The sequence below is a fragment of the Paracoccaceae bacterium genome (assembly GCA_019454225.1).
Lineage (GTDB): Bacteria > Pseudomonadota > Alphaproteobacteria > Rhodobacterales > Rhodobacteraceae.
On record CP075370.1, the window covers coordinates 2,016,461 to 2,030,922 of the forward strand.

Annotated in this window: 13 protein-coding genes; 11 read left to right on the plus strand and 2 right to left on the minus strand. The window is 66.0% G+C overall.

The annotated features are described in order from the left end of the window. Positions 1–106: 106 nt before the first annotated feature. The 4 genes from alaS to KF887_09610 all read left to right on the plus strand — a co-directional run bounded on the left by alaS (position 107) and on the right by KF887_09610 (position 4,538). Positions 107–2,761, plus strand: a complete 2,655-nt coding sequence (gene alaS, locus KF887_09595; protein ID QYK43316.1) for an alanine--tRNA ligase — start codon at positions 107–109, stop codon at positions 2,759–2,761. A 3-nt stretch (positions 2,762–2,764) separates the two neighbouring features. After that, a complete protein-coding gene (locus KF887_09600) occupies positions 2,765–3,055 on the plus strand; it encodes a DUF1330 domain-containing protein (GenBank protein QYK43317.1) in 291 nt (96 codons plus the stop codon). Positions 3,056–3,155: 100 nt separating this feature from the next. Then, positions 3,156–3,947, plus strand: a complete 792-nt coding sequence (locus KF887_09605) for a class II glutamine amidotransferase (GenBank protein ID QYK43318.1) — start codon at positions 3,156–3,158, stop codon at positions 3,945–3,947. Positions 3,948–3,989: 42 nt separating this feature from the next. Beyond that, on the plus strand, positions 3,990–4,538 hold the full coding sequence (locus KF887_09610) for a histidine phosphatase family protein (GenBank protein QYK43319.1): 549 nt from the start codon (positions 3,990–3,992) through the stop codon (positions 4,536–4,538). A 258-nt stretch (positions 4,539–4,796) separates the two neighbouring features. On the opposite strand, the gene KF887_09615 is transcribed toward KF887_09610, so the two are convergent. Beyond that, the gene (locus KF887_09615) at positions 4,797–5,690 is read right to left on the minus strand and encodes a LysR family transcriptional regulator (GenBank protein ID QYK43320.1); all 894 of its coding nucleotides are present in this window, start codon (positions 5,688–5,690) and stop codon (positions 4,797–4,799) included. Positions 5,691–5,852: 162 nt separating this feature from the next. Here KF887_09615 and KF887_09620 point away from each other — a divergent pair, with 162 nt between their 5' ends. The 3 genes from KF887_09620 (at position 5,853) to KF887_09630 (ending at position 11,049) form a co-directional block, all read left to right on the plus strand. Next, positions 5,853–9,260 (plus strand): indolepyruvate ferredoxin oxidoreductase family protein, encoded by a 3,408-nt coding sequence (locus KF887_09620; GenBank protein ID QYK43321.1) that lies wholly within the window; start codon positions 5,853–5,855, stop codon positions 9,258–9,260. A gap of 83 nt (positions 9,261–9,343) precedes the next feature. Further along, a complete protein-coding gene (locus KF887_09625; protein QYK43322.1) occupies positions 9,344–10,225 on the plus strand; it encodes a lysophospholipid acyltransferase family protein in 882 nt (293 codons plus the stop codon). Positions 10,226–10,236: 11 nt separating this feature from the next. Next, the gene (locus tag KF887_09630; GenBank protein ID QYK43323.1) at positions 10,237–11,049 is read left to right on the plus strand and encodes an aspartate/glutamate racemase family protein; all 813 of its coding nucleotides are present in this window, start codon (positions 10,237–10,239) and stop codon (positions 11,047–11,049) included. A gap of 5 nt (positions 11,050–11,054) precedes the next feature. On the opposite strand, the gene KF887_09635 is transcribed toward KF887_09630, so the two are convergent. Continuing rightward, on the minus strand, positions 11,055–11,477 hold the full coding sequence (locus KF887_09635) for a hypothetical protein (protein ID QYK43324.1): 423 nt from the start codon (positions 11,475–11,477) through the stop codon (positions 11,055–11,057). 339 nt (positions 11,478–11,816) lie between these two features. On the opposite strand from KF887_09635, the gene argC reads away from it, so the two are divergent. The 4 genes from argC to KF887_09655 are packed head-to-tail and all read left to right on the plus strand — an operon-like array spanning position 11,817 to position 14,460. Then, positions 11,817–12,845: an N-acetyl-gamma-glutamyl-phosphate reductase gene (gene argC, locus KF887_09640; protein ID QYK43325.1), complete on the plus strand. Its 1,029-nt coding sequence runs from the start codon at positions 11,817–11,819 to the stop codon at positions 12,843–12,845. A gap of 20 nt (positions 12,846–12,865) precedes the next feature. Continuing rightward, entirely contained in the window at positions 12,866–13,318 is a 453-nt protein-coding gene (gene ccmE / locus KF887_09645) for a cytochrome c maturation protein CcmE (GenBank protein QYK43511.1), read from the plus strand. A gap of 57 nt (positions 13,319–13,375) precedes the next feature. Next, the gene (locus tag KF887_09650; GenBank protein QYK43326.1) at positions 13,376–13,987 is read left to right on the plus strand and encodes a peptidoglycan-binding protein; all 612 of its coding nucleotides are present in this window, start codon (positions 13,376–13,378) and stop codon (positions 13,985–13,987) included. Beyond that, positions 13,978–14,460 (plus strand): holin family protein, encoded by a 483-nt coding sequence (locus KF887_09655; GenBank protein ID QYK43327.1) that lies wholly within the window; start codon positions 13,978–13,980, stop codon positions 14,458–14,460. Before KF887_09650 ends, KF887_09655 begins: the two co-directional genes overlap by 10 nt. Positions 14,461–14,462: the final 2 nt, after the last annotated feature.

Here is a 14,462-nt window from a genome sequence, read left to right on the forward strand (position 1 = left end):
GCACCATCGCCGGGGCCCGCACGGCCACGCGGCGATGGACAGCCCTCACTGGCGGCGATAAACGGAACGCCACCCGAAGTTCCGCCGCGAAAGGGCCGCCCGACCTATGCCGTCGCTGACCGAGATCCGCTCGACCTTCCTCGACTTCTTTGCCCGGAACGGGCACCGCGTGGTCGCGTCCAGCCCGCTGGTGCCACGGAACGATCCCACGCTGATGTTCGCGAATTCCGGGATGGTGCAGTTCAAGAACTGCTTCACCGGCGTGGAGCGGCGCGACTATGTGCGGGCCACCACCGCGCAGAAATGCGTGCGCGCAGGCGGGAAGCACAACGATCTGGACAACGTGGGCTACACGGCCCGGCATCACACGTTCTTCGAGATGCTGGGAAACTTCAGCTTCGGCGACTATTTCAAGTCGGATGCGATCCCCTTTGCCTGGGAACTGCTGACGCGGGATTTCGACATCCCGAAGGATCGCCTTCTGGTCACCGTCTACCACACCGATGACGAGGCGGCGGCAATCTGGAAAAGCGTCGCGGGACTGCCGGATGACCGCATCATCCGCATCCCCACCGATGACAATTTCTGGCGCATGGGCCCGACCGGTCCCTGCGGCCCCTGCACCGAGATATTCTTCGACCATGGCCCCGGGATCTGGGGCGGACCGCCGGGCAGTGCGGAGCAGGACGGTGACCGGTTCATCGAGATCTGGAACCTCGTGTTCATGCAGAACGAGCAGATGCAGGATGGCACGCTGCGCACGCTCGACATGCAGTCGATCGACACCGGCATGGGGCTGGAGCGGATCGGCGCGTTGCTGCAGGGCAAGCACGACAACTACGATACCGACCTGATGCGCAGCCTGATCGAGGCCTCGGCCCATGCCACCGGCGCCGATCCGGACGGTTCGGGCAAGGTGCACCACCGGGTCATTGCAGACCACCTGCGGTCCACCTCCTTCCTGATCGCAGATGGCGTCACGCCCTCGAACGAGGGGCGCGGCTATGTGCTGCGCCGCATCATGCGTCGCGCGATGCGGCATGCGCATCAGCTGGGCGCGCAAGACCCGGTCATGCACCGGCTGGTGCCGACACTCGTTCGTCAGATGGGCGGGGCCTATCCCGAACTGACCCAGGCGCAGGCATTGATCGAAGAGACCCTGCGTTCGGAAGAGACACGGTTCCGCCAGACGCTGGACCGTGGCCTGCGATTGCTGGATGACGAGCTTTCCCGCATTCCGGAAGGCGCCGACCTGCCGGGAGCCGCGGCCTTCAAGCTGTATGACACCTATGGCTTCCCGCTCGACCTGACGCAGGATGCCCTGCGCGAGAAGGGCCGGGCCGTCGATGTGGCGGGCTTCGATGCGGCCATGGCCGAGCAGAAGGCGAAGGCGCGCGCAAGCTGGGCGGGAACGGGCGAGGCCAAGGATGCCGCGATCTGGTTCGATCTCGCAGAGGCGCATGGCACCACCGAGTTTCTGGGCTATGAGACCGAGACGGCCGAAGGCCAGATCGTTGCCCTGGTGGTCGCCGGTTCCGAGATCGGCTCTGCCGAAACCGGTGCGCAGGTGCAGATCGTTGTGAACCAGACGCCGTTCTATGCGGAAAGCGGCGGGCAGGTGGGTGACCATGGATATGTCCGCACCGATACCGGTCTTGCGCGGGTGACCGACACGCGGAAATCGGCCGGCGTGTTCATCCATGTGGCCGAGGTGGTCGAGGGCACGGTGCTGCGCGGACAGCCCGCGAAGCTGGAGGTGGACCACGCTCGCCGCAGTGCCATCCGGGCCAACCATACGGCAACGCATTTGGTGCATGAGGCCCTGCGCCGGGCGCTTGGCGATCACGTCGCGCAGAAGGGCAGCCTGAATGCGCCGGACCGCCTGCGCTTTGACTTCAGCCACGGCAAGGCGCTGACGGCAGCGGAGCTTGCGCAGGTCGAGGCAGAGGTGAATGGCTATGTGCGGCAGAACGCACCGGTCGAGACGCGGATCATGACGCCGGACGATGCGCGGGCCATCGGCGCGCAGGCGCTGTTCGGCGAGAAATATGGCGACGAGGTGCGTGTCGTGTCGATGGGGCGCCTGCCCGGTTCCGGCAAGGGTGCCGATGGCGCGACCTACAGCCTGGAGCTGTGCGGTGGAACGCATGTGGCGCGGACCGGCGACATCGGGGCCTTCGTCATGCTGGGCGACGCTGCATCGGCTGCCGGGGTGCGGCGCATCGAGGCGCTGACGGGGCAGGCCGCGCTGTCCCATCTGCGGGCGCAGGACGCACGGCTGTCCGAGATCGCGGCAGCGCTGAAGGCGCAGGCCGCGGAGGTTGTCGACCGCGTGCGCGCGCTTGTCGAGGAGCGCCGCGCGCTCCAGAACGAGGTGGCGCAGCTGCGCCGTGAACTTGCCATGGGCGGCTCGGGCGAGGGGGCGGCGACGCGCGATGTCGGGGGCGTGGCGTTCCTGGCGCAGACGCTGACCGGTGTGTCGGGCAGGGACCTACCCGCCCTGATCGACGAGATGAAGGGGCGGATCGGTTCGGGCGTCGTGCTGCTGATCGCGGACACGGGCGCCAAGCCCGCGGTCGCGGCCGGGGTGACAGCCGACCTGACGGGCCGCATCAGTGCGGTGACGCTGGCCCGTGCCGCTGCCGAGGCCATGGGTGGCAAGGGTGGTGGCGGCCGCCCCGACATGGCGCAGGCGGGTGGCGCCGACATTGCCCTGGCGGGTGCCGCCATCGCCGCCGCCGAAACCGTGCTGAAAGGATAGACCATGCCGACCGCGCTGTGGATCGCCCATGTGACCGTGACCGATGTCGAGGCCTATGGCCGGTACGCCAAGGGGGCGACCGAGGCGATCGCCGCACATGGCGGGGTGTTCCTTGCCCGCGGTGGCCGCCATGTGCAGCTGGAGGGTACCGATCGCGCACGCAACGTGGTCGCGCGGTTCCCCAGCCTTGAGGCGGCGGTCGACTGCTACAACTCGACGGCCTATCAGGCGGCGCTCGACCACGCGCGAGGCGCGGCCGTGCGTGATCTGGTGGTGGTCGAAGAGGCGTCCTGAAACACCGCGCAACGCGATGTGATGGCCTGCGGCGCTAGGCGCCGCTGTTCATTCCCGCTAGGATGCGACAAACAACAAGGCCGGGGCAGGGCTGAACGTCATGTGCAGGTGGGCCGCCTACATCGGGGCGCCGATTTTTCTTGAGGATATCGTCAGCCGTCCGGATCATTCCCTGATCCGCCAGAGCCACTGCGCGACGCGCTGCCCGACAGCAACAAATGCCGACGGATTCGGGATTGCGTGGTACGGCGAACGGCAAGAGCCGGGGCTCTATCGCGATGTCTATCCCGCCTGGTCGGACCCGAACCTGCGCAGTCTGACCGCGCAGGTGCGATCGGGGCTGTTCCTGGCGCATGTCCGGGCCTCGACCGGCACGGCCACCAGCCGGAACAACTGCCATCCGTTCGCGGTCGGGCGGTGGTCCTTCATGCACAACGGGCAGGTCGGTGGATACGAGTCGTTTCGCCGGGATGCCGACATGATGATCCCCGAGGCGCTGTATCCCTATCGCCGCGGTGCCACCGACAGCGAGGCGCTGTTCCTGGTCGCCCTTTCGGAAGGGCTGGACAGTGACCCCCGGGGCGCGATGCGCCGTGCCGTGGCGCGGTTCGAGGGGCTGGCCGAGGCGCGAGGGATCGCCCCCGACGTCCGGATGACCTGCGCATTGTCGGATGGCCAGCGGCTTTACGCGTTGCGCTATGCGACGACAGGCACGGCACCGACGCTGTATCACCGCTGGTCGGACAGTCGCGCCGGGCGGGCGGTGGTGTCCGAACCTCTGGACCTGGGCGAGACCGGCTGGGAGGAAGTGCCCGAGGCGACGTTCTGCACCTTCGCCGCTTCCGATGTCAGCCTGATGCCGTTCGCGCCTTCGTTACAGGCCGCTGCCTGAAGCGGGCTTGTACTGGGCACCTCCCGGGCTAGGCTGCGCGGCATGAGAGTGTTGCGATTGGTTCTTCTGTTCCTGCTCCTGGCTGCGCCGGTGGCGGCAGACGTGTGGCAGGCGGCGCGTGATCCTGGCGCGGTGCTGATCATGCGGCACGCCATCGCGCCGGGCGTCGGCGATCCGCCGGAGTTCCGGCTGGACGATTGCGCGACGCAGCGGAACCTCGACCAGCGGGGGCGCCTGCAGGCGCGAGCGATCGGGCGCATGCTTGCGGTCCGCGGCCTGCAACCTGATCGCATCCTGACAAGCCAATGGTGCCGCGCGCGCGATACGGCGCAGTTCCTGGGTCTGGGCGAACCCGAGGCGTTTCCGGTGCTGAACTCGTTCTTCGGTGATTTTCCCAACGAACCGGCGCAGACGGCTGCGTTGCGCCGCTTTCTGGCGGAAGGCGATCTTCGTGCGCGCCTTCTTCTCGTGACGCATCAGGTGAACATCACGGCGCTGACGGGCCTCGTGCCCCGTGCCGGCGAAATCGTCGTGCTGTCGCGCGACGGATTCGGCCGCATTGCCGTGGCCGGGCGCATACCGCCGCCCTGAACGGGCGACGTTCGCCAGTTGCCCGCAAATCGGCCTGTCGCGGTCAGACCTGCGGCAGCGGCCGCAGAAAATGGCCCGCGCGAAAAAAAAGGCCGAGCAAAAGCTCGGCCCAAGTCCAACAGGGAGGTATGAAGGTGGGCGCGAGCCCGCCCTTCGCCATCCGAAATAGGGTGGCTTTTGATGCCGCGCAAGTGTGCCTTTGTCGCACATATTGCAGATCCGCTATGCGTTCAACGCATGGCGATTGTCATGGTGCGTTCACGTCTGCTGACGCTTCCGGTAGGCGAAGATCTCTTCGGTCACGAAATCCCGGAACGCCGCCACGCGCTTGGAATGCCGCAACTCCTCGGGGTAGGCCAGAAAAACCGGGACCTCGGCCGATTCGATGTCCGGCAGCACGCGCACCAGTTTGGGGAAATCCTCGGTCAGATAGTCCGGCAAGACCCCGATCCCGAGGTTCGACAGAACACCCTGCAGGACCCCGAAGTAGTTGTTTACGGTCAGGGTCGAGGGCACATCATGCGCCATCAGTTGCTGCACCAGAAGCGCGCCCGCACTGACCTGCGGGGTTCCGGGATGCTGGCAGATCAGCCGGTGGCTGCGGAAATCTTCCATCGTGGCGGGGGTTCCGGCCTCGGACAGATATTCGGGTGTCGCGTAAAGCCGCATGTTGATGGTCATCAGGCGGCGGCGGATGAGATCGGCCTGGCTTGGCTCCTTCATGCGGATCGCCACATCGGCCTCGCGCATCGGCAGGTCAAGCACACGCTCCTCCAGCATCAGGTCGATCTTGAGGCTGGGAAACTTGCGGTAAAGCGCGGGCAGGCGGGGGGCCAGCCACAGCGTGCCAAAGCCGGTGGTTGTGGTGACGCGCAGCTCGCCGAACACCTCGTCCTCGCTGTCGCGAATGCGGGCTGCGGCGGCATCCAGCCGCTTCACCATCGCCGTCGTGGCGTCGAACAGCAGCTCGCCCTGCTCGGTCAGAATCAGGCCCCGCGCGTGGCGGTGGAACAGGGTCACGCCCAGGGTCTCTTCCAGGGCACGGATCTGGCGGCTGACGGCCGACTGGCTGAGGTGCAGCGTGTCCCCCGCATGCGTCAGGCTGCCCGCGTCGGCGACCGCGTGAAATATCCGAAGCTTGTCCCAATCCATCGGCGCAACTCTCTTCAACTTGTCGGGCGCTAACACGCGCGGATCGAGATAGACACTATTCTTGTCAGGTGAACGTCGATTCCCGACAAATTTTCCGCTTTGTGGGTCAGTGTTATTGACCTATCATCAGGACCAAGTCGCTGTGGGCATGGGAGGTGCGTCATGGGCAGGCAGGATATCACGCTGGCCGACCGGTTCGATCTGACGAAATCGCCCGTGCTTCTGAACGGCACGCAGGCGCTCGTGCGGCTGATGCTGATGCAGAAGGCGCGCGACCGCGCGGCGGGGTGGAATACCGCCGGATATGTGACGGGCTATCGCGGATCGCCGCTTGGCGGCGTCGACCAGGCGATGTGGCGGGCCGAGAAACTGCTGGGCGCGCAGGACATCCGGTTCCAGCCGGGGCTGAACGAGGATCTGGCGGCTACCGCCGTCTGGGGCACCCAACAGGCCGAACTGAGGGGCGAGGGCCGGTATGATGGCGTATTCGCGCTCTGGTACGGCAAGGGCCCGGGGGTGGACCGGTCTGGCGATGTGATGCGCCACGGGAACATGGCCGGCACATCGCCCCGTGGTGGTGTGCTGATGGCCATGGGCGATGACCATACCGGCGAAAGCTCGACCACCTTGCACCAGTCGGACTGGGCCATGGTCGATGCCTACATGCCGGTGGTCAGCCCTGCAGGTGTTCAGGAGATCCTCGATTTCGGCCTTTACGGCTGGGCGCTCAGCCGGTTTGCGGGGGTCTGGGTGGGGCTCAAGACGATGAAGGACACCGTCGAGGCGACCGCCGTGGTGGACGGCCGGTGGGATCGGATGGCATTCGTCGCCCCCGACTTTGCCATGCCGCCGGGCGGCCTGAACATCCGCCTGATCGACACGCCGGTGGCGCAGGAAGCCCGGATGATCGACCACAAGCGTTTCGCGGCCGAGGCGTTCAGCCGCGCCAACGGGATGGACAGGCGCGTCTGGGGCAAGCCGGGCGCGCGGATCGGCTTTGTCGCGGCCGGCAAGAACTGGCTCGACCTGGTGCATGCCTTCTCGCTGCTCGGCATCGACGCGGCCGAGGCAGAACGGTTGGGCATCACGACCTACAAGGTGGGCCAGACCTTTCCGCTGGACATGATGTCGTTCCACGACTTCGCCGAAGGGCTCGACCTGATCGTCGTGGTCGAGGAAAAGCGCAAGCTGATCGAGGTTCAGGTCAAGGAGGCCATCTTCGACGACCGTCGGGGCCGCCGCGTCTATGGCTGGCACAAGGGCGACAGTTGGGAGAACGGGCGCCGGGTGGAACTGTTCCCGACGCGCTATGCGCTTGATCCGGTGCTGATCGCCGAACGGATCGGCGGCATCCTGATCGAGGAAGGGCGCAACCCCGACTACCTGAAGGCCGCACTGCAACGGCTTGAGGATACGCGCAAGGCCGACAATGCCACCGACATCGCTGCGCGGCTTCCGTATTTCTGTTCGGGATGTCCGCACAATTCCTCCACCCGCGTCCCCGAAGGCAGCCGTGCCTATGCCGGCATCGGATGTCACTACATGGTGCAGTGGATGGACCGCGAGACCGTGGGTTTCACCCAGATGGGCGGCGAGGGGGCGAACTGGATCGGTGAGGCGCCGTTCTCGAAGACGGGCCATGTGTTCCAGAACCTTGGCGACGGCACCTACAACCACTCGGGCGTGCAGGCGATCCGCGCGGCCCTGGCCGCAGGTACGACCATCACCTACAAGATCCTCTACAACGACGCCGTGGCAATGACCGGCGGACAGGGCAATGACGGCGGTCTGACGGCCTATCAGATCGCGCGCGAACTGGTCGCCATGGGGGTCAGGACCGTCGCTGTCGTCCATGACAGGAAGGAGGACGTTTTCCCGCGTCTTTTCCCGCGCGAGGTCACGATCCACCCGCGCGAGGATCTGCAGACCGTGCAGGAGCGGATGGCGGGCGTGTCCGGTGTTTCCGCCATCCTCTATGTGCAGACCTGCGCGGCCGAGAAACGGCGCCGGCGCAAGCGCGGGCAGTTTCCAGACCCGGACAGGCGGGTATTCATCAACACAGATGTGTGCGAGGGCTGTGGTGACTGCGGGGTCCAGTCGAACTGCGTGTCGATCGTGCCGGTGGAAACCGAACTGGGACGAAAGCGCGCGATCGACCAGTCGTCCTGCAACAAGGACTATTCCTGTGTGAACGGGTTCTGCCCGTCCTTCGTCACCTTGGAAGGGGCCCGCCCGAAGAAGGCCGCGACCGCCTCGGTCGAGGTGGGAACGTTGCCGGAGCCCGTCCTGCCCGACATCCAGGGAACCTGGAACGTCGTCGTCACCGGGGTGGGCGGCACCGGGGTCGTCACGGTCGGCGCCATCCTTGCCATGGCCGCGCATGTCGACGGCAAGGGCGCGGGGCTGATGGAAATGGCGGGGCTGGCGCAGAAGGGCGGTGCGGTGCATATCCATTGCCGTCTGGCCAACACACCCGACGACATCAGCGCCATCCGCGTTGCAACGGGCGAGGCCGACGCGGTGATCGGCGGTGATCTGGTGGTGACGGCAGGGGCGCGGACCATCGGCCTGATGACCACGGGCCGGACCGGCGCCGTGGTCAACGACCATGACATCGTGACGGGCGAGTTCACCAAGAACACCGAGTTCCGCATTCCGTCCGGGCGGCTGCGCCTGTCGCTCGAGGCGCGGCTGGCGGATCGGGTGACCTTCTTCGATGCGTCGGACCTGGCGCGGGTTGTCATGGGGGATTCGATCTATTCCAACATGATTGTCTTTGGTGCTGCCTGGCAGAGGGCGCTGATTCCGGTATCCTTGGCCGCGATCCTCAAGGCGATCGAACTGAACGGCGCCGGCCCCGAGGCCAATGCGCGGGCGTTCACGCTTGGCCGCTGGGCCGCCTTGCACCCGCAGAAGGCCGCCGCATTGATCAGCCCCCCGGTCCCGCCAGAGGTCGATCCGGTCGCGTTCCGCGCGGATCACCTGCGGCAGTATCAGGACGACGCACTGGCGCAGCGGTTCCTCGCACTGGTCGACCGCACCCCCCCTGACCTGCGCGAAAGCGTCGCCAGGGGCTATCACAAGCTTCTGGCGATCAAGGATGAATACGAGGTGGCGCGGCTGCACCTTTCGACCCTGGACAAGGCCAGGGCCGAATTCGACGGTGCGCTTCGGCCCACATTCTGGCTTGCACCGCCCGTTCTGCCGGGCAAGGACGCCGCCGGGCGACCGAAGAAACGCGCCTTCGGGCCCTGGATGATCCACGCGTTCCGCCTGCTGGCCCGATTGAAGCACCTGCGCGGCACGCGGTGGGACCTGTTCGGCCGCAGCGCAGAGCGGAGGATGGAACGCGCCCTGATCGCCGGATACGAAGCCGACATGACCGAAGCACTGGCCGCCCTGACCCCCGCAACGCTGCCGCTGGTGCGCGAACTGGCCGAACTGCCGTTGACGATCCGCGGCTTCGGTCCGGTCAAGGAAGCGAACGCGGAACGTGCAGCGCAGCGCCGCGCTGCCCTTATGGCGCGCATCCGGGCGGGGGGCGACACCGCGCCGCTGGCCGCAGAATAGCAAAACCGTCGTCGTCCCGTCATCTTTACTGGCGACAATCCGATGTCAGGGGTAAGACGGGACAAACTGGGGGTCTGGCGGCGATGCCGAAGAACGAAGTCACGCGCGACATCAGTTATGCGTCTTCCGCGCAGACCCGTTGGGGCCGCACCTTCATCCGGGTGCTGGAGAATGTCACCGGACGCATCGGCCTGATCCGCCGTGCCGAGGGCTATGAGCATGAGGTGCAGCGCGGCCGGTCGTTCTGGCAGGTGATGCCGGAAAGGTTCGGCCTGTCGCTGGATGTGGTGGGCGGAAGTCTGGCGAACATTCCGGCGAACGGTCCGCTGATCCTGATCGCGAACCATCCCTACGGCATTCTCGACGGCCTGATGATGGGGCACCTTCTGGATGCCGCGCGCGGTGATTTCCGCATCCTCGCCAATTCGGTGTTTCGCCGGGCCGAGGCGCTGAACCGGGTTATCCTGCCGATCTCGTTCGACGAGACCAAGGAAGCGGTCAGGCTCAACCTTCAGACCCGGGCTGCGGCACTTGACTACCTCGGCGGCGGCGGCGCGATCGGGGTATTCCCGGGCGGCACGGTGTCTACGGCCGCCAAGCCGTTCTCGCGCCCGATGGATCCCGGCTGGCGCAACTTCACCGCCAAGATGATCGCCAAGTCGGACGCGACGGTCGTGCCGATCTTCTTTGTCGGGCACAATTCGCGCCTGTTCCAGTTGGCAAGCCACATGCACAGCACCCTGCGCCTTGGCCTGCTGATCAAGGAGTTCCGGTCGCGCATCGACGAACCGGTGCGCGTGGTCATAGGCGACCCCATTGCCAGCACCCGCCTTGACCCGCTCAAATCTGATCCCAAGGGCATGATGGATTTCCTGCGCCGGGAAACCTACGCCCTTTCGCCGCTTCCGTTGAAGTCCTATGACTATGGCTACGAGTTCGAGGAAAAATACCGGAACCGGGGCTGAGGGGGCAGGGCGTGGCCGTTGGCGTGTTCGATTCGGGGCTCGGGGGCCTGACCGTCCTCGATGCCGTGGCGCGGCGGTTGCCCGATGTGCCGTTCGTCTATCTCGGCGACAATGCCCATGCACCCTACGGTGTGCGCACGCATGACGACATCTTCAACCTGACCTGTGCGGCGGTCGAGCGGTTGTGGGCCGAAGGTTGCGATCTGGTGATCCTTGCCTGCAATACCGCCAGTGCAGCGGCGCTGAAGCGGATGCAGGAAACCTGGGTGCCGCGTGACAAGCGGGTTCTGGGTGTCTTCGTGCCGCTGATCGAGGCGCTGACCGAACGGCAATGGGGCGACAACAGCCCGCCCCGAGAGGTGGCGGTCAAGCACGTGGCGCTGTTCGCCACGCCCGCCACCGTGGCCAGCCGCGCGTTTCAGCGCGAACTGGCGTTCCGGGCCATCGGCGTCGATGTCGAGGCGCAGCCGTGCGGCGGCGTGGTCGATGCCATCGAGCAGGGCGACGAATTGCTGGCCGAAGCGCTCGTGCGCAGCCATGTCGAGGCGTTGAAGCGCCGGATGCCCCATCCGCAGGCAGCGGTGCTGGGCTGCACGCATTACCCGCTGATGGAGAAGGTCTTTTCCGAGGCCCTTGGACCGCAGGTCAAGGTGTACTCGCAGGCCAATCTGGTGGCGGAAGCCCTGGCCGACTACCTTTCGCGGCGGCCGGAGTTTCTGGGGTCGGGCACCGTTTCGCGGTTCCTGACCACGGGCGATCCCCGCGCGGTCAGCGACAGGGCGACGCAGTTCCTGCGCAAGCGCGTGGCGTTTGAAGCGGCGTGACGGCGCTACATCGCGTCGATCTTGTCTTCCAGCCCCTTCTTCAGCGTGGGGCCTGACTTCTTCATGATCTCGGCCATCAGGTCGGACACTTCCTTTTCGAGTTTCTTGGGGTTGATCCCCTGAAACTTGCTGTTGCCGGTCACCTTGCTGAACATCTTGGGGCCGGGCAGGGTGTGAAGGATCAATTCGATGCTGCCGGAAAGCTCACCCTTCTTGTCGTCCATCTCGATCACGACAATCCGGGCCTGAATCTCGAATCCCTTGTCCTTGCCGGACACGGACCCCGCCAGGGCCAGCTTTCCGGATTTCTTCACGGCGGCCTCGATCTCGGATCGCAAGGCGTCCCCGGCGACCTTGTTCATCTTGGCATCGAAACTCTTCACCACGGTCACCTTGCCCAGCACGACCGGAATCTTGGCGTCACCCATCTGGTCCACCCTTTTCTGAAACGGAAGTTGCTCAATGTCCTTGACGCCAAGACTAGTGGAAAGGCGGCCGCCTGAACAGCGGTTCGTTCCCCGGGGGGCAGCGACCCCGATCTCCTGGTGGTACCCGGTCGCTCGCGTTCGTGTTGCCGCTGTCCCGCCCTTGCGGCCCGCGCGTGGCACAAGAGAAGATGCCGGAGAGCGCGGGTCCAGGCGCCTCGGCGACATCGCGGCCGACCGTCAGGGGCTGGCCGCGCGTTCCACGCGGACCACCGCAGATTGCCGGTTGCGAAAGGCCCGCGATTTGCGCAGAAAGGCCGCGCTCATCAAAGGGTCAGAGTCATGACGCATCGCATCGCCATCCTGGGCGCATCGGGCTATACGGGGGCCGAACTCGTGCGCCTGATCGCCACGCACCCCTCCATGCGCATCGTTGCACTGTCGGCGGACCGCAAGGCAGGCATGGCCATGGCTGAGGTGTTCCCGTTTCTGCGCCACCTGGACCTGCCCTCGCTGGTGAAGATCGAGGAGATCGATTTTTCCAGCATTGACCTGTGTTTCTGCGCGCTTCCTCATGCGACGACTCAACAAGTGGTCGCAAACCTCCCGCGCAGCTTGAGGATTGTCGATCTGAGCGCCGATTTCCGGCTGCGCGACCCCGCCGCATACGCGAAATGGTATGGCCAGCCCCACGCCGCGACCGATCTGCAGGCCGAGGCGGTCTATGGGCTGACCGAGTTCTACCGCGATGCGATCCGGGGGGCGCGGCTGGTGGCGGGCACCGGTTGCAATGCCGCTGCGGGGCAATATGCGCTGCGTCCGCTGATTTCAGCAGGTGTGCTGGACCTTGACGATATCCTGATCGACCTGAAGGCCGGGGTGTCCGGTGCGGGGCGCAGCCTGAAGGAAAACCTGCTGCACGCGGAACTGTCGGGCGGCACGCACGCCTATTCCGCCGGGGGCAGGCACCGGCATCTGGGAGAATTCGATCAGGAATTCAGCGCCCTGGCGGGGCGCCCCGTGCATGTGCAGTTCACGCCGCACCTGTTGCCGATGAACCGGGGCATCCTGGCCACCGTCTACGTCAAGGCCGACCCCGCGACGGTTCACGCGACGCTTGCATCGGCCTATGCCGCAGAGCCCTTCCTGAAGGTGCTACCTTTCGGCACACTCCCCTCGACGCGCGACATCGCAGGGTCCAACTTCTGTCATCTGGGTGTGATCGGCGATCGCATCCCGGGGCGCGCGGTGATCGTGTCGGTTCTCGACAACCTGACCAAGGGGTCGTCGGGGCAGGCCATCCAGAACGCGAACCTGATGCTGGGGATCGAGGAAACGGCGGGCCTGACACTCGCGCCCGTGTTCCCGTAGAAGGGTGTGACGGTATGGCAATGAAGTCCCTGAAGAAAAGGCGGCGTGTCCAGGTCATCCTGATGACCTTCTCTGCGCTGATCATTGCAACCGTTCTGGTCGTCTATGCGATGGGCGACGGCATCAACTTCTTCCGGTCTCCGACCCAGGTGGTCGAGGCGCCGCCTCCTCCGACCGAGACGTTCCGGATCGGCGGTCTGGTCGAGGAGGGGTCGATCGAGCGCGGCCAGGGCGAGACCATCCGGTTCCGCGTGACCGACACGAATGCGACGGTGCCCGTGGCCTATACCGGGATCCTACCGGACCTGTTCGCCGAGGGGCAGGGAATGGTGGGCACCGGCCGCTATGTCGATGGGGTTTTCGAAGCATCCGAAATCCTTGCGAAGCACGATGAAACCTACATGCCGAAAGAGGTCGTGGACGTGCTGAAGGAACAGGGCGTCTACAAGGACCCGAAGGCACCGAACGGCTGATTGAGCCACCGTTAACGTCATGACGCCAGCCTTGCCCCGCAAAGCCGGAGGCAGGCCATGAAGACCATCGAAGACATTGCAGCCGAAATCGTCGCCCGCGAAGGCGGGTTCGTGAACGACCCGGACGATCCCGGCGGCGCCACCAAGTACGGTGTGACAATCCACACCCTGCGACGGCTGGGCCTTGACCTGACCGGCGACGGTCAGGTGACCGTCGATGACGTGAAGCGGCTGACACGGGCCGACGCGCAGCGCATCTTCGTCGAGCATTATTTCCGCCGCCCCCGCATCGACGCCCTGCCCGATGCCATCCAGCCGTCGGTGTTCGACATGTATGTGAACGCGGGCGGGAACGCGGTGAAGGTGCTGCAGCGCCTGCTGACCGACATGGGTTTTCCCTGCGATGCGGACGGTGCGATCGGGCCGCAGACCATCCACGCCGCGCAGGCGGCCTGGGAGGCGGCGCCATCGCATCTCGCCGATGCCTATGCGATCGCGCGGCGCAACTACTATTACGCGCTTGCCGACGCCCGCCCCGCCAGCCGCAAGTATGCCCGTCGCCGGGATGGCGGGAAGGGCGGGTGGATCAACCGGGCGGAGGAATTCATGGCGGCGCGGTATCGGCTGACCGAGGCACAGCATCGCGCCAGGGTGGCGGCATGGGTGTGATCGGCAAGATTCTGGGCGGCCCTGCCGCCATCGCGGCCACCGCCGAGGCGGCGAAGGGCATTGCGGAGGTCTTCACGCCGAACGCGACGCGGCGGATGGAGCTTGGCGCCGAGGCCCAGTCGGCGGCGCTGCGGCAGTTCGGGGTGGAGTTCACCAATGCGCCCGCGGGCTGGTTCGACCGTTTCGTGAACGGGCTGAACCGCCTGCCGCGTCCGATGCTTGCCTTCGGGACCATGGGCCTGTTCGTCTATGCCATGGCCGATCCCGCGGGCTTCGGCGCGCGGATGGTCGGGCTGAATGCGGTGCCGGAACCGCTGTGGTGGCTGCTGGCTGCGGTGGTCGGGTTCTACTTTGGCGCGCGCGAGGCGCATTACTTCCGGATGCGGCCGGTGGCCGCCCCTGCTGCCGCGGCGCCCGAGGTTCCGGAACCGGGCAATCCCGCGCTCGACGACTGGCGGCAGGCGCGCGGCTAGGC